At 56.2% G+C, this 19,386-nt stretch carries 19 protein-coding genes; 13 read left to right on the forward strand and 6 right to left on the reverse strand.

The genetic code is table 11. From position 1 onward, the window contains the following. The first annotated feature begins 83 nt into the window (after window positions 1-83). From DIT72_RS15285 to sthA, 10 genes are all read left to right on the forward strand, one after another. The gene (locus DIT72_RS15285) at window positions 84-1,487 is read left to right on the forward strand and encodes a glyceraldehyde-3-phosphate dehydrogenase (RefSeq protein ID WP_407657992.1); all 1,404 of its coding nucleotides are present in this window, start codon (window positions 84-86) and stop codon (window positions 1,485-1,487) included. A 272-nt stretch (window positions 1,488-1,759) separates the two neighbouring features. Further along, a complete protein-coding gene (locus DIT72_RS15290) occupies window positions 1,760-3,106 on the forward strand; it encodes a Na(+)-translocating NADH-quinone reductase subunit A (RefSeq protein WP_135956116.1) in 1,347 nt (448 codons plus the stop codon). A gap of 4 nt (window positions 3,107-3,110) precedes the next feature. Then, window positions 3,111-4,316, forward strand: a complete 1,206-nt coding sequence (locus tag DIT72_RS15295; RefSeq protein WP_135956117.1) for an NADH:ubiquinone reductase (Na(+)-transporting) subunit B — start codon at window positions 3,111-3,113, stop codon at window positions 4,314-4,316. Continuing rightward, window positions 4,309-5,112, forward strand: a complete 804-nt coding sequence (locus tag DIT72_RS15300) for a Na(+)-translocating NADH-quinone reductase subunit C (RefSeq protein WP_135956118.1) — start codon at window positions 4,309-4,311, stop codon at window positions 5,110-5,112. The genes DIT72_RS15295 and DIT72_RS15300 overlap by 8 nt, the downstream gene beginning before the upstream one ends. Before the next feature lie 2 nt (window positions 5,113-5,114). After that, complete coding sequence (locus DIT72_RS15305; RefSeq protein ID WP_135956119.1) at window positions 5,115-5,780, forward strand: NADH:ubiquinone reductase (Na(+)-transporting) subunit D; 666 nt, start codon at window positions 5,115-5,117, stop codon at window positions 5,778-5,780. Next, entirely contained in the window at window positions 5,780-6,388 is a 609-nt protein-coding gene (gene nqrE / locus DIT72_RS15310; protein WP_135956120.1) for an NADH:ubiquinone reductase (Na(+)-transporting) subunit E, read from the forward strand. Before DIT72_RS15305 ends, nqrE begins: the two co-directional genes overlap by 1 nt. Window positions 6,389-6,425: 37 nt before the next feature. Further along, window positions 6,426-7,652 carry an NADH:ubiquinone reductase (Na(+)-transporting) subunit F gene (nqrF, locus tag DIT72_RS15315; protein ID WP_135956121.1) on the forward strand — a complete coding sequence of 409 codons (1,227 nt, stop codon included), beginning with the start codon at window positions 6,426-6,428 and terminating at the stop codon, window positions 7,650-7,652. Window positions 7,653-7,661: 9 nt separating this feature from the next. Continuing rightward, a complete protein-coding gene (locus DIT72_RS15320; RefSeq protein WP_135956122.1) occupies window positions 7,662-8,714 on the forward strand; it encodes an FAD:protein FMN transferase in 1,053 nt (350 codons plus the stop codon). A gap of 14 nt (window positions 8,715-8,728) precedes the next feature. After that, window positions 8,729-8,977, forward strand: a complete 249-nt coding sequence (gene nqrM / locus DIT72_RS15325) for a (Na+)-NQR maturation NqrM (RefSeq protein WP_135956123.1) — start codon at window positions 8,729-8,731, stop codon at window positions 8,975-8,977. 123 nt (window positions 8,978-9,100) lie between these two features. Further along, window positions 9,101-10,492 carry a Si-specific NAD(P)(+) transhydrogenase gene (gene sthA / locus DIT72_RS15330; protein WP_135956124.1) on the forward strand — a complete coding sequence of 464 codons (1,392 nt, stop codon included), beginning with the start codon at window positions 9,101-9,103 and terminating at the stop codon, window positions 10,490-10,492. Here sthA and DIT72_RS15335 read toward each other — a convergent pair. The 5 genes from DIT72_RS15335 to dusA all read right to left on the reverse strand — a co-directional run bounded on the left by DIT72_RS15335 (window position 10,466) and on the right by dusA (window position 15,020). Next, window positions 10,466-11,269, reverse strand: coding sequence for a glycerophosphodiester phosphodiesterase (locus DIT72_RS15335; RefSeq protein WP_135956125.1), 804 nt, complete (start codon window positions 11,267-11,269; stop codon window positions 10,466-10,468). The two genes, sthA and DIT72_RS15335, sit on opposite strands and share 27 nt — an antisense overlap. Continuing rightward, window positions 11,266-12,393 (reverse strand): 3-deoxy-7-phosphoheptulonate synthase, encoded by a 1,128-nt coding sequence (locus tag DIT72_RS15340; protein ID WP_135956126.1) that lies wholly within the window; start codon window positions 12,391-12,393, stop codon window positions 11,266-11,268. The genes DIT72_RS15335 and DIT72_RS15340 overlap by 4 nt, the downstream gene beginning before the upstream one ends. A gap of 16 nt (window positions 12,394-12,409) precedes the next feature. Then, window positions 12,410-12,856 (reverse strand): tellurite resistance TerB family protein, encoded by a 447-nt coding sequence (locus tag DIT72_RS15345; RefSeq protein WP_135956127.1) that lies wholly within the window; start codon window positions 12,854-12,856, stop codon window positions 12,410-12,412. A gap of 33 nt (window positions 12,857-12,889) precedes the next feature. Then, entirely contained in the window at window positions 12,890-13,855 is a 966-nt protein-coding gene (tal, locus tag DIT72_RS15350) for a transaldolase (protein WP_135956128.1), read from the reverse strand. A 118-nt stretch (window positions 13,856-13,973) separates the two neighbouring features. After that, window positions 13,974-15,020, reverse strand: a complete 1,047-nt coding sequence (gene dusA, locus DIT72_RS15355) for a tRNA dihydrouridine(20/20a) synthase DusA (protein ID WP_135956129.1) — start codon at window positions 15,018-15,020, stop codon at window positions 13,974-13,976. A gap of 205 nt (window positions 15,021-15,225) precedes the next feature. Between dusA and DIT72_RS15360 the strand changes: the two genes are divergently transcribed. Next, window positions 15,226-15,807: a bacteriohemerythrin gene (locus DIT72_RS15360; RefSeq protein WP_135956130.1), complete on the forward strand. Its 582-nt coding sequence runs from the start codon at window positions 15,226-15,228 to the stop codon at window positions 15,805-15,807. 6 nt (window positions 15,808-15,813) lie between these two features. Then, a complete protein-coding gene (locus tag DIT72_RS15365) occupies window positions 15,814-16,728 on the forward strand; it encodes an AEC family transporter (RefSeq protein WP_135956131.1) in 915 nt (304 codons plus the stop codon). Here the strand turns inward: DIT72_RS15365 and DIT72_RS15370 are convergent. Further along, complete coding sequence (locus tag DIT72_RS15370) at window positions 16,708-17,631, reverse strand: zinc ABC transporter substrate-binding protein (protein WP_135956132.1); 924 nt, start codon at window positions 17,629-17,631, stop codon at window positions 16,708-16,710. The two genes, DIT72_RS15365 and DIT72_RS15370, sit on opposite strands and share 21 nt — an antisense overlap. A gap of 161 nt (window positions 17,632-17,792) precedes the next feature. Between DIT72_RS15370 and gltX the strand changes: the two genes are divergently transcribed. After that, on the forward strand, window positions 17,793-19,286 hold the full coding sequence (gene gltX, locus DIT72_RS15375) for a glutamate--tRNA ligase (protein WP_135956133.1): 1,494 nt from the start codon (window positions 17,793-17,795) through the stop codon (window positions 19,284-19,286). Window positions 19,287-19,386: the final 100 nt, after the last annotated feature.

Consider the following 19,386-nt stretch of genomic DNA (forward strand, 5'->3'; position numbering starts at 1 on the left):
ACTGCAGAGGTTCAATCGTGAGTCACGAACAGATCAATCAGCACCTGTCTAACTGGACGGAAAGAGAATCCACTGCGGAAGCCATGATTCCGCTGATCGGTCGCCTCTACCGTAAAAACAATGTGGTTACGTCCGTGTATGGTCGGTCCATTATTAACCGGTCAGTCATCGACATCATTCGTGCACACCGTTTTGTGCGCCAGGTTGAAGACAGCGAGCTGTCGGTCCACAACACCCTGCCAATACTCCAGGCGATGGACAAAATGGATCTGGGTCGCGGCCACGTCGATATCGGCAAGCTGGCGGTGAGGTTCAAGGAGGAGGGCGGCTCCCTCGAGGACTTCCTCAAGCGTGAAATTGGCCCGATTGCAGGTCTGTACCAGACACAGTCGGAAGAAGATGCCGAAAACGACACCAAGGATGTTGTCCTCTATGGTTTTGGTCGTATCGGTCGCCTGCTGACGCGTATCCTGATTGAAAAGGCCGGTGGCGGAAACAATCTTCGCCTGCGTGCCATTGTTGTACGTCAGGGCGGTGCCGACAACGATCTGGAGAAGCGTGCCAGCCTTTTGCGCCGGGACTCGGTTCATGGTCCCTTCAATGGCACCATTTCCGTCGATCAAGAGAATTCGGCGCTGATTGCCAATGGCAACTTTATCAAGGTGATTTATTCCCCGGGTCCGGACCAGGTCGATTACACCCAGTACGGCATCAATAATGCCATTGTTATCGATAATACCGGTATCTGGCGGGATGAAGCCGGGCTTGGCCAGCACCTGAAGTCAAAAGGTGTCAGCCGGGTCATGCTGACGGCTCCGGGCAAGGGCGATATCAAGAATATTGTTCATGGTATCAACAACGACTGGATCACTGACGAGGATCGTATCCTTTCTGCGGCATCCTGTACCACCAATGCCATTACCCCGGTGCTCAAGGCGATTGTGGACGAGTATGGGGTCGAGGATGGCCATGTTGAGACCGTTCACTCTTACACCAACGACCAGAATCTGATTGATAACTATCATAAGGGCAGTCGCCGCGGTCGCAGTGCGCCGCTGAACATGGTACTTACCGAAACAGGTGCCGCCAAGGCCGTTGCCAAGGCGTTGCCGGAGCTCAAAGGCAAACTGTCCGGTAACGCTATCCGGGTGCCGACGCCCAACGTTTCCATGGCCATTCTCAACCTGAACCTGGAAAAAGAGGTAACGGTTGAAGGCGTAAACGAGTACCTGCGTGACATGGCCCTGCACTCTGAGCTGCAGAAGCAGATCGATTTCGTCAACTCACCGGAAGTGGTCTCTACCGACTTTGTCGGGTCCCGCCATGCCGGCATCGTGGATGCCCAGGCAACCATTGCCAATGGCAAGCGACTGATTCTCTATGTGTGGTACGACAACGAAGCCGGATACAGCGCCCAGGTTATCCGTGTGGTTAACCAGATGGCGGGCGTTACCTATCCGATTTTCCCGAAGCGGGCGAGAGACTGATCAGCGGCCGATAAGCCCGGTGTAACAGGAAGCCCCGGCCGTTTTTGCGGTCGGGGTTTCTTTTTGGGTGCCTATAAATCATTCTGTGTTTACGCTCAGGCACAAACTCAGCGCGGTTTCTGGTGGAAATAGTATTCCTTAATCTCTATAATTGGCGCGATTTTGGGTACGTCTGACACCCGCTCCCCATCGCGTTCTGTAGCCGTATAATCGGGCCGCAGCGTCGGGCGTTATAAATCCATCGAACAGTTTCTGATGATTGGATGAGGCTAATGATCAAGATCAAAAAAGGCCTGGATCTTCCCATCAGCGGCGCTCCTGAACAGACCATTACTGACGGCAAACCCGTTCGCCATGTGGCATTGATCGGTTTTGACTATATCGGCATGAAGCCGACGATGGCTGTGAAAGAAGGGGACCGTGTAAAGCGCGGCACGCTGCTGTTTACGGACAAGAAGACCGAAGGCGTTCGTTATACTTCACCGGCTGCCGGTGTCGTCAAGGAAATTAACCGCGGTGAGCGCCGCGTGTTTCAGTCGATTGTCATTGAGGTTGATGGTGACGATGCTGAAACCTTTGCGCGCTACAACGCATCTGATATTGCCGGCCTTGAACGTCAGCAGGTTGTTGACAACCTGGTCGAGTCAGGGTTGTGGGCGACCTTCAAGACCCGTCCTTACAGCAAGGTGCCAGCCATCGACACGGCGCCGCACTCCATTTTCGTCTCGGTAATGGATACCAACCCTCTGGCAGCAGACCCGACGGTTATTATCGGAGAAAGTGGTGCCGCCTTTGAGAAAGGGCTGGAAATTCTCGCCAAGCTGACGAACGGCAAGGTATTTGTAACCGGCAAGCCCGGTTCCGATGTGCCGGTTCCATCAGATGACAAGGTGGAAGTGCAGCAGTTTGACGGCGTTCATCCCGCGGGCAATGTTGGTACCCATATCCACTATCTTGACCCGATTGCCGGAGACAAGGTGGTATGGAGCATTGGCTACCAGGACGTTATCGATATTGCGAAGCTGTTCGAGACCGGTGAGCTTCCGGTAGACAGGATAGTCGCAGTTGGCGGGCCAAAGGCGCTCAAGCCACGCCTGCTCCGCACCCGCATCGGTGCCAACCTCACCGAACTTCTGGAGGATGAGATTGCCACGGATTGTGAGGTTCGCACGATTTCCGGTTCGGTATTTGGCGGCCGGCGTGGTGATGGACCTTGCGCCTACCTTGGTCGCTTTGCCAATCAGATCTCCATTCTGGAAGAGGGCAACAAGCGGGAGTTTATGGGTTGGCTTTCACCGGGAGCCAACAAGTTCTCCGTGATGAACATCTATCTTTCCAAACTGGTCGGCGGCAAGCGATTTGATATGACCACCACCACCAACGGCAGTGAACGGGCAATGGTGCCGGTGGGCGTGTATGAAAAGATCATGCCGCTGGACATTCTGCCTACACAGTTGTTGCGGTCGTTGATCGTGGGCGACACCGAGATGGCGCAGAAGCTGGGCGCGTTGGAACTGGATGAAGAAGATCTGGCACTGTGCACGTTCGTGTGCCCGGGTAAATACGAGTACGGTCCGATTCTCCGTGAGAACCTGACCCGAATCGAGATCGAGGGCTAAAACGATGGCAATCCGACAGTTTCTCGATGGTATCGAGCACCATTTTGAAAAAGGTGGCAAGTACGAGCGCTGGTATGCGCTATACGAGGCGGTGGATACCATTTTCTATTCGCCGGCGAGCGTAACATCCACTACCTCTCACGTGCGTGATGGCATTGATCTCAAACGGATCATGATCACGGTGTGGCTATGCACCTTCCCTGCGATGTTCTTCGGGATGTGGAACATCGGCTTCCAGGCCAACAGTTACCTGGCTGAAAACCCCGATGCCCTGATGGGCGACGGAGGCCTGCGCACTGCGTTTATCAGTGCCCTGGCCGGTAATAACGCAGCCAGTGTCTGGGACAACTTCGTGTACGGCATGGCGTATTTCGTGCCTATTTACTTCGTCACCTTCGTGGTGGGTGGTTTCTGGGAAGTGCTGTTCGCGACCGTGCGCCGGCATGAAGTGAACGAAGGTTTCTTCGTCACTTCGGTGCTTTTTGCGCTGATCTGTCCGCCGACCATCCCGCTCTGGCAGGTGGCGCTGGGCATCACTTTCGGCGTAGTGATCGGCAAGGAGGTATTTGGCGGGACCGGCAAGAACTTCCTGAACCCGGCCCTGACCGGACGTGCTTTCCTGTACTTCGCTTATCCGGCGCAGATTTCCGGTGATACAGTGTGGACGGCGGTGGATGGTTTCTCTGGCGCAACCGCACTGAGCTGGGCTGCCAGTGGCGGTCTGGAAGCCCTGGAAACACAGATCGGCTGGATGTCAGCATTTATGGGCTCTATCCAGGGTTCCATGGGCGAAACCTCAACGCTTGCGGTGCTGATAGGCGGCATCATTTTGCTGGTAATGAAGATTGCCTCCTATCGCATAGTCGGGGGGGTATTGATCGGCATGATTGGCATGGCGTTGCTGCTGAACATCATTGGTTCCGAGACCAACCCGATGTTCGACGTGCCGGCACACTGGCATCTGGTGATGGGCGGCTTTGCCTTCGGCATGATGTTCATGGCCACAGATCCGGTGTCTGCCGCCATGACCGACACCGGTCGCTGGTGTTTTGGTATTCTGGTGGGTGTTATGACCGTGCTGATTCGCGTGATCAACCCGGCCTTCCCGGAAGGCATCATGCTGGCAATCCTGTTTGCCAATCTTTTTGCACCGCTGATGGACCACTACGTGGTTCAGGCCAACATCAAACGGAGGCTCGCACGTGGCTAAAGCTAAAGAAACTGTCTCCAGAACCATTATTGTTGCGCTGGTGCTGAGTATCTTTTTCTCGGTCGTTGTCTCTGTTGCAGCTGTTTCGCTGCGGCCGGCACAGATAAAGAACCAGAACCTTGATATCAAGACCAACATCCTTGGTGCGGCCGGTATGCTCGAGGAGGGAGCCAGCGAGGCAGAAATCGAAGAGCAGTTTGCTCGCTTTGACGTGCATCTGCTTGATCTCGACTCAGGCACCTTTGTGGAGCCCGAGGCTGTCGGTGTCGAGGATCCGATGAAGTACGATATGTACAAGGCATCAACGGATCCTGAAATGTCCACCAACATTCTGTCTTCAGCTGACAAGGCCGGCATCAAGCGTCGTCCCGATGTTGCCAAGATCTACATTCTGAGCGAGAACGGCGAGCTCAAGCGTGTGGTGCTGCCAATCCATGGCTATGGTCTCTGGTCGACACTGTATGGCTTTGTTTCTCTCAAGGGTGACGCCAACACCATCGAGGGCCTGGGCTTTTACTCCCACGCGGAAACGCCTGGCCTTGGTGGCGAGGTGGATAACCCCCGCTGGAAACAGCAATGGGTTGGTAAAGAAGTTTATGGCGACGATAAGACAGAGCCGCAGATACGCCTGGTAAAGGGGGGCGTGAGTTCTGATGCTGCCAACAGGGAGCACAAGGTGGATGCCCTTTCCGGCGCAACGCTGACGAGTCGTGGTGTCGAGCAGCTGGTCAACTACTGGATGGGTGATCAGGGTTACGCGACATTCCTGAAAAAACTTCGTGAAGAGGAGGTCTGATCATGGCAGATGCTTCAGCCAAACAGGTTCTCTTTGAGCCGATTTTCAGTAACAACCCGATTGCACTGCAGATACTGGGTATCTGCTCTGCGCTGGCGGTGACCACCAGCATGAACGTGACTCTGGTCATGTGTGCGGCGGTAATCGCGGTAACAGCCTTCTCCAACCTGGCGGTATCGCTGGTTCGCGCGCAGATTCCCGGCAGTATCCGGATCATCGTGCAGATGACCATCATCGCCTCGCTGGTTATCGTGGTGGACCAGGTACTCAAGGCCTACGCCTATGAAATCAGCAAGCAGCTCTCTGTATTCGTTGGTCTGATCATTACCAACTGTATCGTTATGGGCCGCGCTGAGGGCTTCGCCATGAAGAATGGCCCCTGGCTGAGCTTCCTGGATGGCGTTGGTAACGGCCTGGGCTATTCGGTATTGCTTCTCTTTGTGGCCTTCTTCCGTGAACTGCTGGGTGCCGGCTCGCTGTTTGGCGTGTCCCTGATGCCGGTTGTAAACGAAGGTGGCTGGTACATTCCCAATGGTCTGTTGCTGCTGCCGCCGAGTGCGTTCTTCATCATCGGCCTGGCGATCTGGGGTCTGCGGGTCTGGAAGCCGGAACAGGTAGAAGAGCCCGACTTCAAAATGTCCCGTCACACAGTTAAGGAGGCCTTCTGATGGAACATTATATCAGTCTGATCCTGAAGGCCATTTTCGTTGAAAACATGGCGCTGGCCTTCTTTCTGGGGATGTGCACATTCCTGGCGATCTCCAAGAAGATCGAGGCTGCCGCCGGCCTTGGTATCGCCGTTGTCGTGGTGCTGACGATTACGGTTCCGGTGAACAACCTGCTTTATAACACCATCCTGCGGGAAGGTGCGCTGGAGTGGGCGGGCCTGCCGAACGTTGACCTGAGCTTTTTGGGCCTGCTTACGTATATTGGTGTGATAGCTGCGCTTATCCAGATCATGGAAATGGTTCTGGATAAGTACATTCCGGCGCTGTATGCGGCGCTGGGTGTGTTTTTGCCGCTGATTACAGTGAACTGCGCCATTCTGGGCGCCTCACTGTTCATGGTAGAGCGTGACTACACCTTTGGCGAAAGCGTGGTGTACGGATTCGGTGCCGGTGTTGGCTGGGCACTTGCCATCATCGCTCTGGCCGGAATCCGTGAAAAGCTCAAGTACAGTGACGTTCCCGAGGGCCTGCGCGGCCTGGGTATCACCTTCATTACGGTCGGTCTGATGTCCCTGGGCTTTATGTCATTCTCAGGTATTTCACTGTAACCAACCCGGTGATTCGGTTTAACGAAAAGGCGAGACCATGAATACAGAAATTATTCTCGGCGTGGTCATGTTCACCGTTATCGTACTGGCCCTTGTCGCGGTCATTCTCGCGGCACGGTCCAGGCTGGTAAGCACCGGTGATGTGACCATCGAAATTAACGACGATCCCGAGCACACAGTGAAAACGGAAGCAGGCAGCAAGCTTCTCGGGACACTGGCCAACAACGGGATCTTCCTGTCCTCTGCCTGTGGTGGCGGTGGTACCTGCGCCCAGTGCAAGTGCAAGGTCCTGGAAGGCGGTGGCGCGATGCTGCCAACGGAGAAGACTCACTTCACCAACCGCGAAGAGAAGGAAGGCTGGCGCCTGTCGTGCCAGGTTCCCGTGAAACAGGATATGAAGGTCGAGGTGCCGGAGGAGTTCTTTGGCGTCAAGAAGTGGGAATGTGAGGTTGTTTCCAACCATAACGTTGCCACCTTCATCAAGGAACTGGTGCTGAAACTTCCGGAAGGCGAGGAAGTGGACTTCCGTGCTGGTGGTTATGTCCAGCTTGAGTGTCCTCCCTACGAAATCGATTTCAAGGATTTCGATATCGAGGAAGAGTTCCAGGAAGACTGGGACAAGCATGATATCTGGCGCTATAAGGCCGTGAACAAGGAGGAGACCATTCGGGCCTACTCCATGGCGAACTATCCGGAAGAGAAGGGTGTTCTCAAGTTCAACATCCGTATCGCCACGCCACCTCCGGGCACGGACCATCCGCCGGGCATCATGTCCACCTACGTGTTCGCGCTGAAGCCGGGTGACAAGATCACGGTCATGGGGCCGTTCGGCGAATTCTTTGCCAAAAAGACCGATGCCGAAATGGTGTTCATCGGCGGCGGTGCCGGTATGGCGCCCATGCGCTCCCATATCTTCGATCAGTTAAAGCGCCTGAACTCCAAACGCAAGATCAGCTTCTGGTACGGTGCCCGCAGTGTCCGTGAAATGTTCTATGTCGAAGATTTCGACATGCTGGCGGAGGAGAATGAGAACTTCGAATGGCATGTGGCATTATCGGATCCTCAGCCAAATGATAACTGGGAGGGCCCGACCGGCTTTATCCATAATGTGCTCTACGACAAGTATCTGAAGGACCACCCGGCTCCCGAGGACTGTGAGTACTACATGTGTGGGCCCCCCATCATGAATGCTTCCTGCATCAAGATGCTGAAAGACCTGGGTGTTGAGGACGAGAACATCATGCTGGATGATTTCGGGGGTTAATCCGCTTACATGGTATTTGGCATGTTACAACCCGCCAGGGTGGTTCTGGCCAGCATCTTCTGGGTGCTGGCCGTTACCGCGCTGGCGGGTTGCTCGTTTGAGGAAGAGGAAAAAGTCTGGGAGATATCCGGCCCGGTGTTTGGTACCCAATATCATATCAGTGTGGTTTTGGAGGAGGATCAGGACCGGCTCGAAAATCTGGCGAGCGGCATCGAAGAGGTTCTTGAAGAGGTTGATGCCTCGATGTCTACCTGGCGCGACGATTCGGAACTCTCGCGGTTTAATCGCCTGGACGACCAAAGTGAGTGGACCGGGATATCCAGGCCACTATACGAGGTACTGACAACTGCCAGGGAGGTGTCCGCGCTGACGGGTGGTGCTTTCGATGTCACCGTGGGACCGGTAGTCAATCTGTGGGGATTCGGCCCTGATGCACGTCCAGAGCAGGTGCCCGGCGATGAGGAGCTTTTATCCAGACTTGCCAATATCGGTTATGACAGGCTTGAGTTACAGGATGAGCCTTACGCGCTCAGAGCGAGCCCCAATCAATACGTGGATCTCTCCGCGATTGCAAAGGGCTACGGGGTAGACGCGGTTGCGCGCTTCCTCGAATCAGCGGGACTTTCCGCTTTCCTGGTGGAAATTGGCGGTGAAGTTCGCGTTTCGGGGCGTAAACCGGATGGTGCGGCCTGGCGTCTGGCCATTGAACAGCCCGTTTCAGGGCAACGGCAGATCAACCGGGTTGTCGCCCTGGATAATCAGGCAATGGCAACGTCGGGAGATTATCGGAACTATTACGAATCGGAAGGGCGGCGTTTTTCGCATACAATAGATCCCAAGAGTGGGAGACCGATCCGCCATAATCTGGCTTCGGTCACTGTCATAGCGGACGATTGCATGACTGCAGATGCATTGGCGACTGCATTCAATGTGATGGGGTTTGAACAGGCAAAAGAACTTGCCACACGTGAAAACATTGCCGCCTATTTTATTGTTCGGGGCGAAGACGGGTTTGAAACGGATTACACGCCGGCTTTCTCCTCGTACCTGGCACAACACTAACGGAGAGAACTCATATGGGTACTTTTCTGCTCGTTCTGACAATTGTGGTACTGCTGGTTGCCGGCATGTCGGTTGGCGTCATATTCGGTCGCAAGCCCATCAGCGGTACATGTGGTGGCATTGGCGCCATGGGTATCAGCAAATCCTGCGATATCTGCGGCGGTAATACCCAGAAATGCGAAGAAGAAAACGAGCGCCTTGCCAACGACGGCGAGTCGGCAGAGGCATTAACCTACGACGCCTCCAGCAAAATAAACCGCTGATTCGTGGTCATCAGAACACTATAAAAATTCCGGGAGCCTCTGAAAAGCGCCTGGCCGGACCGCGCGCGCCTGCAGGATCTTTTCAGAGGCTCTCTCACGACGTAGATAGGGAGTCACTGCAGAATGGCAGATCATCATTACGACGTCGTCGTTATCGGCGCGGGCCCTTCGGGTGAAGGCGCGGCGATGAATGCGACGAAACATGGTAAACGTGTTGCGATCGTTGAAGACAAACCCACCGTTGGCGGTAACTGCACTCACTGGGGCACGATCCCTTCCAAGGCATTGCGTCACTCGGTCAAGCAGATTGTTACCTTCAACACCAATCAGATGTTCCGGGACATCGGTGAACCACGCTGGTTCTCGTTCCCGCGCGTGCTGCAGAATGCCCAGAAGGTGATTGGCAAACAGGTCAAACTGAGAACCCAGTTCTATGCCCGAAACCGTGTCGATCTGGTTAACGGTCGGGCGAGCTTCCTGGATGCCAACCGGCTCGAGATCCGTGGTAACAAGTCCCATGAAATTTTTCACTTTAAACAGGCCATTATTGCCACTGGTTCACGCCCTTATCTTCCACCGGATGTAGACTTTCGTCATCACCGGATCTATAACTCCGATAGCATTCTCAATCTTTCCCATACCCCCCGTACGCTCATCATCTACGGTGCGGGTGTTATCGGCTCTGAATATGCGTCCATTTTTTCCGGGCTGGGTGTGAAGGTAGATCTGATCAACCCGGGTAGCCGCTTGCTGACTTTCCTGGATGACGAGATATCCGACGCTCTGAGCTATCACCTCCGCAATAACGGTGTTCTGGTCCGACATAACGAAGAGTACGAGTCAGTCGATGGTGACGACCACGGGGTTGTTCTGTCACTGAAGTCCGGCAAGAAAATACGGGCCGATGCCTTCCTGTGGTGTAATGGCCGCAGTGGCAATACGGAAAGACTGGGCCTCGAAAATATCGGCTTGACCCCCAATAGTCGAGGCCAGCTGGCCGTGGATGACCACTATCGCACGGAAGTAGAGCACATTTACGCCGCTGGCGACGTTATTGGCTGGCCGAGCCTGGCCAGTGCAGCCTATGATCAGGGCCGCTCGGCGTCCTCCGATATCGTCAAAGACGATTACTTCCGCCGTGTAACCGATGTTCCCACGGGTATCTATACCCTGCCGGAAATCAGTTCCGTCGGCAAAACAGAGCGCGAGCTGACGGAAGCCAAGGTACCCTATGAAGTAGGGCAGGCGTTCTTCAAGGATCTGGCGCGCGCCCAGATTACAGGGGATCCGGTGGGAATGCTGAAGCTGCTGTTCCATCGTGAGACCCGGCAGCTTCTGGGTATTCACTGCTTCGGTGATCAGGCTGCGGAGATCGTCCACATCGGCCAGGCCATCATGAACCAGGAAGGCGAAGCCAATTCCCTGAACTATTTCATTAACACCACCTTCAACTATCCGACCATGGCCGAGGCCTACCGGGTAGCGGCGCTAAATGGCCTGAACCGGATTTTCTGATTCGGCAGTGTCGGCCTTGTTGTGCTGTCCTGTGGGTAAATGCAGGGCAGCATTTGAACGGTTGTCGAAGAACATGCGGGTACTGGTTGGATAATCGGTGATGATGCTGTCGACCCCTTTGGCTTCCAGCTCGAGCATGTCGTGGATACGGTTGACGGTCCAGGTGGACACGTGAATTCCCCGGCGGTGAGCGTCATCCACGATAGTCTGGGTGCAAATGCGCCAGCCGATGCAGAGAAAGTCACAGTGCAATCTGGCGGCGGCGCTGACCGGTTTCGGGAACCTCCTGTCGGATACCAGGCCAATACGCACCTTTCTGTCCCTGCGGCGAGCCTGCCGCAGGAACCAGTGGTCCGTAGACGTGATTGCGATCCGGTTGTACAGGTCGCGGCGCTGAATCACCTCGGTCAGGCGATTGCAAAGGATATTCAGGCGCTGGCGGCTGTCTTTCTTTACTTCCAGTTGCAGGTGTTCAAAATCAGGATATTCGTTAAGCAATAGCTCCAGCGATGGGATGCCCACGGGTCTTGGCCAGGGCTTGCCATTGCGCCGGGCGTCCATTGCTGCGAGCTCTTCGGCAGTGTAACTGCTGACACTGCCCTCCTGGCCGGTGGTGCGGTCGACCGTAAGATCATGAACGATAACCGGTTTGCCATCTTTTGACAGTACCAGGTCAAGTTCAAAGTGCCGAATGCCATGTCGGTAAGCATGGGTAAAGCCGGCGAGGGTGTTCTCCGGGGCTTCTCCCTTTGCTCCCCTGTGCCCATAAACAATCATTCTGTGGCAGATTCCTTCAGGCGGTTATAGATTTGCTGGCGTTTTTTCCAGGTGTCATGACACAGCTGGATGTCTTCCAGATAGGCTGGCAGCTCGTCCATCAGCAGGGCCTGCGGGCCGTCCACCAGCGCTTTTTCAGGCTTGGGGTGAAAGTCCACCAGCACCATGTTGGCACCTGCAATCACGCCCTGAGCGGTTGCGTGCATCACGTCCAGGACACCGTCTGGCGCACGCTCGCGGCTACCCACCGAGTGGGAAGGATCCACACATACCGGCATACGGGTAAGCCGTTTTACGGCCGGCACATGGGCGAAGTCCACCATGTTTCGGTGTGGTTGTCCGGCCTCGGTCTTCATGCCGCGCAGACAGAAGATCACGTTGGCGTTGCCTTCGCTGGCGAGGTACTCCGCCGCGTTCAGGGATTCGTTCAGGGTGATACCAAAGCCCCGCTTCAGCAGCACCGGGTAAGTGGTCTGACGGCCGATGGCCTTGAGCAGTTCGAAATTCTGGGTGTTGCGTGTGCCCACCTGTAGCATGACGCCCGTCGGTCGGCCAAGCTGTTCCAGGCAGTGGTCGATTTCTTCGATATGGCTTTCGTGGGTGATTTCCATTGCGATCACCTTGATGCCATGTTTGCCGGCCTTTTCAAATACCCAGGGCAGACAGCCCTTGCCGTGGCCCTGGAACGAGTAGGGGTTGGTCCGGGGCTTGTAGGCACCCATGCGGGTACAGACCTGGCCGTTCTCTTCCAGCGCCTGCATCATCTGCTCCACATGCTCCGGCACATCGACGGCGCACAGCCCTGCAAAGATGTTCAGACCGGACTGGTCAAAGGTAACGCCATTGTAGGTGAAGCCACTCTGGCGGCGGTCGTCCTTGTGGCGCCCCAGTATCCGGTAATCATCGGAGATGCGAATGGCCCGTTCTACCGCGGGGAGGGCCTCAATGTCCTCCTTGTTGAGAGATTTGGTTTCTCCCAGAAGGTAAACCTCGGTGAGGCGCTGTTTCGCACCCTGTACCTGATGCACCCTGACCGATACCCCGGGCAGGTTCTCCAGGAAATGCATGGTCTGGAGATAGGCTTCGCTGTCCAGCGCGGTATCCGGGTGGAGAATGGCTAACATATTCGCTCCTCAAGGTTCAGTCAGTGCGCTCGGCGCGATGGCGGGCCTGCATGAATTCCCGGTGATTCAGGTGCAGCAGATCCGCCATGCGACGGATCAGGTGTTCCTCGTACTTGTCGATACGACCGTCGGCAAAAGCTACCCGCCAGATACTCTCAAGCAGGACATGCTTTTCTTGCTGATCCAGCTGGTCGTTGATCATGCCGGTAAACTCGTACAGGGAAGTGGCATCGTCGGCGTGGTTGAGCGCGTCCTGGAGAATGTCCTCCGCCTCCTCCCGGGTCACCTGGTGGGCCCGCACAGCGCAGTCGACGATGGTTTTCAGTTCCTCATCATCCTGGTCATTGTCCACCCTGGACAACTGCACCATCAGTGCTGTGGCCGCAACGGCCAGCTGGTGGTTGTCGGGCTGAGTCGGTTCATCTTCGGGTGAGCCGAACAGGCTCTTCAGGCGCTCAATCATGGTCTTGCGACTCCCTCCCGGTTATTTCCAGCGTCAGGCAGCCCGGGATAGCCGGCGGACGCGGTTTTCCAGTTCGATCTGGTCGTTGGTGAAACGGCGGATGCCGTCCGCCAGCTTTTCTGTGGCCATGGCGTCTTCGTTGGATTCCCAGCGGAACAGGCGTTCATCGATACTGCCTGGCCTGTCAGAACTTTTTGCACCTTCAGCAGACAGCTGGCGCGGTAGCGCACCGTAATCATTGTCCAGTTCCTGTAATAGCGCCGGGCTGATGGTGAGGCGGTCACAGCCGGCCAGCATCTCGATTTCGCCGGTGTTGCGGAAGCTGGCGCCCATTACCACTGTTTCATAGCCATTGGCCTTGTAGTAGTTGTAGATTCGGCTTACTGATTGAACGCCCGGATCCTCTTCGGCCGGAAAAGCGTCGCGACCGGTTGCCGCCAGGTGCCAGTCCAGAATACGACCCACAAACGGTGAAATCAGAAAGGCACCGGCGTCGGCACAGGCAGCCGCCTGGATGAACGAGAACAACAGGGTCAGGTTACAGCGAATGCCTTCCTTCTCCAGTTGCTCGGCAGCGCGAATGCCTTCCCAGGTAGACGCGATCTTGATCAGTACCCTGCTGGTATCCATGCCAAGGTGGTCATAGAGCTCAACCAGACGGCGTGCGCGGGTAAGGGTGGCGCCGGTATCGAAGGACAGCCGGGCATCCACTTCGGTTGAAACCACGCCCGGAATAAGGCCCAGTATCTGTCTTCCCGCCAAGACGGCCAGCATGTCAGTGGCGTATGTCAGTTGCTCGGCGTCCGAACCGCCCTGTTTCCGGGCCGCCGCTACGGCTTCATCCAGCATGGGGCGGTAGGCATCTGAGGCGGCTGCCTTGAGGAGAAGCGACGGATTGGTGGTGGCGTCTTCCGGCTTCCACCTGGCGATGGCGTCCAGATCCCCGGTATCGGCGACCACGGTAGTCATGGTTTTGAGTTGTTCAAGCTTGCTGCTCATTCGTCCTGTCGTCCTGATAGGTTTGTTATTGGTCGCCCGTTTCGCGGGTGCTGAAGGTATATGCCTACAATAACGGGCTGCCCTGAAAGGAACAAGACAGTAAAAAGTCCCGGAGTATTCAGGCAGGCGTTATGGCTTGCAGGATCGATGCCTCTGAGGGTTCCGGAACCCTGGCCATGGCCTGCTCGATAACTTCAATGCCGGAACCGGGCCTGTGGGCGTTCTCGCTGAGGTAGCGCCTGAATTGCCGACCTCCCGGCTGGCCGTGGAACAGGCCCATGAGGTGACGGGATATGTGGCTGAGGTAAACGCCCCGGTCGAGTTCATCCTGAATGAATGGTAATACCGCCCGCAAGACATCATGGCGGGATTGAGCCGGTCCGGGCTGTCCAAAAAACTCGGCATCCACCCCGGCCAGCAGCCAGGGGTTGTGATAGGCCTCGCGGCCGAGCATGACACCGTCGGTGTGCTCAAGGTGATCACGGCATTCGTCAAAGGTCCTGATGCCGCCGTTGATGATGATTTCCAGATGCGGATAGCGGGCCTTCAAGTGATAGACCCAGTCGTATTTCAGCGGAGGTATGTCACGGTTTTCCTTGGGGCTCAATCCTTCAAGGACGGCAATCCGCGCATGCACGATAAACGTTTGGCAGCCTGCCTCGGAGACCTTCTCGATAAACTCGCAAAGGTCTTCCCAGGACTCGCGGCCATTTATGCCGATACGGTGCTTGACCGTTACCGGCAGGCTGGTGGCAGCGACCATCGCCCGAACCCCTTCGGCTACTTTGTCGGGGTGGGCCATCAGGCAGGCGCCGATCATGTTGTTCTGAACACGGTCACTGGGGCAGCCCACATTCAGGTTTACCTCATCAAAACCGTACTGCTCGGCAAGCGCTGCACAATGGGCCAGCTCCTGCGGATTGCTGCCGCCCAGTTGCAGCGCCAGCGGGTACTCCGCAGGATGATGGCGCAGGAATCGTGCGGTGTCGCCGTGAATCAGCGCGCCGGTGGTGACCATCTCGGTGTAGAGCAGGGCGTGCCGGCTGAGCTGGCGGGCGAGGTAGCGATAATGACTGGTAGTCCAGTCCATCATCGGGGCCACGCAGAACCTTCGTGATGGTCCGAAGCTGCTATTTGCCTGTCTTTCTACTGTCTTTTCTGGCATTTCTGCCGTGTTGCTCGTAATCATTAACTGCCCAGTCTGAATCTGTCTGTCATTTGTTGCCGAGCTCTGCGGAACAAATCAAAAGAGCTGTTATTGTATCAGGAAAACCCGGCATCCGGCGTGGAACTGACTTATGACAAAGCCCTGTGTCACTGAACCCGCTAGCCTGAATATACCTGCAGCAGGTATATCCAGGAGGTCTGTCATGTCCAGTTCTGGCGATGCACTGGCGGCACTGGAGTTTTTTCCGTGGAGCCGGCATTTTGAGGTTGGCATCGAAGAGATTGATGAACAACACAAAAAACTTGTGAAAATCGTCAACCGGCTTGTCTGGCACGCGGTGTCTGATGTACCCCAGGCTCGCTGTGATCATATCCTTGATGAGCTGCTTTCCTACGCCCATTACCATTTCAACTCAGAAGAGCAAATCTGGAACTCTGTGCTTGGTAGCGAGGGCATTGCCCGTAACCACCACGACTCCCACCAGATGTTCTTCGCCCAGATCCAGACCCTTCGCAGCAGCGGCCAGCCCAAAGGCCAGATCATGTCGGATCTGTTTGATTTTCTCGCCCGTTGGCTGGCGTTTCATATTCTGGAGTCGGATCGTCGGATGGCAATGACGGTAAAGGCCGTTGAGCAGGGCCTTCCGCTCGATGAGGCCAGAAGGCAGGTCGATGACCAGCTGGGCGGCAGTGTGGGTGAGTTGATTTCGGCGTTGCTGGAAGTCTACAGTAAGCTCTCTTCGAGTACCGCGCAGCTGATGCGGGAAAACCTCACCAGAGAGTAAGTTTCAATGCCGGTAATGGTACAGGCGCTCACGCCTGTGTTTGCGTTGATCCTGTTGGGCCATCTGTTCCGGCGCTGGCACTTCCCGGGCGACGACTTCTGGATCCAGGCGGAGCGCTTCACCTACTACGTGCTGTTCCCGGCCATGCTGATCTTCAAGCTGGGGCAGGCAAGGGTGCCGGCATCCGCTTACGGCGACATTCTGATCCTGATTGTTGCCATGCTGGTAACGATGGCGCTTTTGCTGGCCATTCTTCAGTGGATCTGGCGCTGGCCGGGCCCTGTGTTTTCCTCTGTGTTCCAGGGCGGTATTCGCTTCAACTCCTACGTTGCACTGGCCGCGGCGGGCATGTTGCTCGGGGATGAAGGGCTGTCCCTGATTGCTATCGCGGTGGCGGTCAAGGTTCCATTGCTCAACCTGCTGTGCATCCTGATGTTTTCCATGGTTGCCGGTAACGGTGCGGTGAAACTGCGGGCTGTCCTCCGGGCAATTGTTTCCAACCCGCTGATTATCGGTTCTGTGGTGGGGATGGTCTGGAGTTATTTCCGGATCGGATTCCATCCACTGATGGCAGGCATTCTCGAACCCCTGAGCGATCTGGCCCTGCCTCTGGGCCTGATGACCGTGGGTGCCGGCCTGCAACTGAAGGCTCTGCGGGGTGCTTCGATGCCGTTTCTGGTGTCTTCCGCCGCCAAGCTGGTGGGCTTTCCACTACTGACCGCGGGTCTGGCGATGCTGTTAGGTATGGAGGGGCTGATGGTGCAGGTGGCCGTACTGCTGGCAGCCCTGCCCACGGCTACTTCATCCTACATTCTGGCTCGCCAGTTGGGAGGTGACGCGTCACTGATGGCGGGCATCATCAGTGGCCAGACATTGCTGGCCATGGTGACCATTCCGCTGTTACTGGGCATGCTCTGGTAGACATCGGAGTATGGCGTCGGCGAGGCCTTGCTGGAAGGTGATATACCCGTCGCGGTCGGGCTCGATGTCCGTTGCCAGCGGGTCCCAGGTGCTGAAGATTATATCCAGGCCTTCGGTAATCGAACGCCACCACTGGCGATTGAACTGGGGCTCTGTCAGCAGGCAGGGCTGGTTTGCATTGCGCAGTTTCTGCTGGACTTCGGCAATGTGTCTGGCACCGGGAGACAGCTCGGGGTTCAGGGTCAGAATACCTTCCAGTTTCAGCCCGTAGTGCTCAATGAAACGGCTGAAGGCATTGTGGTAGGTAAACAGATCAATGTCTGCTACCGGCTTCAGCCGGGTGGTGATGTCATTTTCAGCAGCTGACAGGTTGCGCTCAAATCTTTCCAGGTTCGCGTCAAGGGCGTCCAGGTCTGCGCCCTCCTGCTGTGACAGTACCTTGTGTATGTCTTTTGCCATCTCCAGTGCCAGCGCCGGGTCCAGCCATATATGGGGATCTTCACCGTCGCCATGATCATGGCCGTGGCCGTCATGGCCATGGTGCTCTTCATCGGCATCAGTGTCAGGTACGTTTTCCCCGTGCATCAGTGAATAGGTCCGGTCGCGGAACTCGTTACCGCTGAGCAGGCGCGTCAGAAAGGTTTCCAGTTCCGGGCCCACCCAGAAGATGGCATCGGCATTTTCCAGTGCGCGGCGCTGGGACGGCTTCATGGAATAGTTATGGGGGCTGTCGCCGGGCCGGACCAGGGTAGTGACTTCCACATCATCGGTTGCCACGGCCTCTACCAGCAGTTCGACAGGTTTGAGCGAAGTCACGACCTGAGTGGCTGCGAGCGCGCTGGCGGATCCGAGGATTGCGGCGAATCCCGCTGCGGTGAATGCGGCAAAACGGTTGGCGATCATGATCAGTAAGGCCTCGAAAATTAATGATACGTTATAATATAACAATATAGCGCGCAGATGAAGCGGATTTGCGCCGGTCCATGCGAAATCCGGCCGTGGCCGGTATAATGCGTGGCTTTCAACGCACAGCCTTCATCAGGCAGTAACCCCAGGAAACTTTCATGACCGTACGCACCCGAATCGCACCGTCGCCCACCGGTGATCCCCACGTTGGTACCGCCTACGTGGCGCTGTTTAACCTGTGCTTTGCCCGGCAGCATGGCGGCCAGTTTATTCTGCGGATTGAAGATACGGATCAGGTTCGCAGCACCGATGAATCCGAACAGGACATCCTGAACGCCTTGCGCTGGCTCGGACTGGAATGGGACGAGGGCCCGGATGTCGGCGGCCCCTACGGCCCCTACAGGCAGTCCGAGCGCAAGGACTCCTACCGACAGTTCGCGCTTGATCTGGTCACCAGGGGGCATGCCTTTTACTGTTTCCGTACCCCGGCAGAACTGGATGCCATCCGCGAGGAACGCAAGGCCCGGGGCCTGAACCCCGGCATTAAAGGCGACCTGGAGTTGCCGGAAGAGGAGGTCAAGCGCCGCCTGGATGCAGGAGAGCCTTACGTGATCCGCATGAAGGTACCGGAGAACGGCATCTGCGAGATTGAGGACATGCTCCGTGGCACCATCGAGATCGACTGGTCCCAGGTGGACAGCCAGATCCTGCTGAAATCCGATGGCATGCCCACCTACCATCTGGCCAATGTGGTGGACGACCACCTGATGGAAATCAGCCACGTGTTGCGTGGTGAAGAGTGGATCAACTCCGCTCCCAAGCATAAGCTGCTGTACGAATACTTCGGCTGGGATATGCCGGTGCTGTGTCATCTGCCGCTACTGCGCAATCCTGACAAGAGCAAACTGTCCAAGCGCAAGAATCCCACCAGCATCAACTTCTATGAGCGCATGGGTTTTCTGCCGGAGGCAGTGACCAACTACCTCGGTCGCATGGGCTGGTCAATGCCGGACGAGCGGGAAAAGTTTACCCTGGAAGAAATGATCGAGCACTTCGACATCCAGCGTGTTTCCCTGGGTGGCCCGGTTTTCGACGTGGAAAAACTGCGCTGGCTCAACGGCCAGTGGATCCGCGACGATCTCAGTGACGACCAGTTCATTGAGCGCATGCGTAACTGGTGGTTCAACGAACAGGCCCTGCGGGAGCTGGTACCACACATCAAGGGCAGGGCAGAGGTCTTCAGTGATGTGGCGCCGATGTCCTCGTTCATGTTCTCCGGCATGCTTGACCTCAAGCCGGAAGACTTCAGCCACAACAAACTCGAGGAAGCCCGGGTAAAGCGCGTGCTCCAGTTTACCCTCTGGAAGCTGGAGGCCCAGCGTCACTGGCGCAAGGACAACATCTTTGCCGATATCAAAACCCTGGCCAAGGCCATGGAACTGAAAATGGGCGATTTCATGTTTGCTATCTTCGTGGCAATTGCCGGCACCCCCAATTCCTGGTCCGTGATGGACTCCATGGCTATTCTTGGCCCGGACATGACGCGGTCCCGCCTGCGCCATGCGCTTGAAGTCCTGGGCGGTTTTTCCAAAAAGGAAACGAAAAGAGTGGAGAAGGAATACGCAGCTCTGCTTGCCGGGCAACCAGATTGATGAATTAATGAGCGGTTCTGACAGGGATGTCCGCTAAACTGAAAAAACGTTGGGAAAAAGGTTGACGCCTCGGGGGGCGATCCTTAATATACGCAGCCGT

Source organism: Marinobacter orientalis (assembly GCF_004792665.1).
GTDB lineage: Bacteria > Pseudomonadota > Gammaproteobacteria > Pseudomonadales > Oleiphilaceae > Marinobacter > Marinobacter orientalis.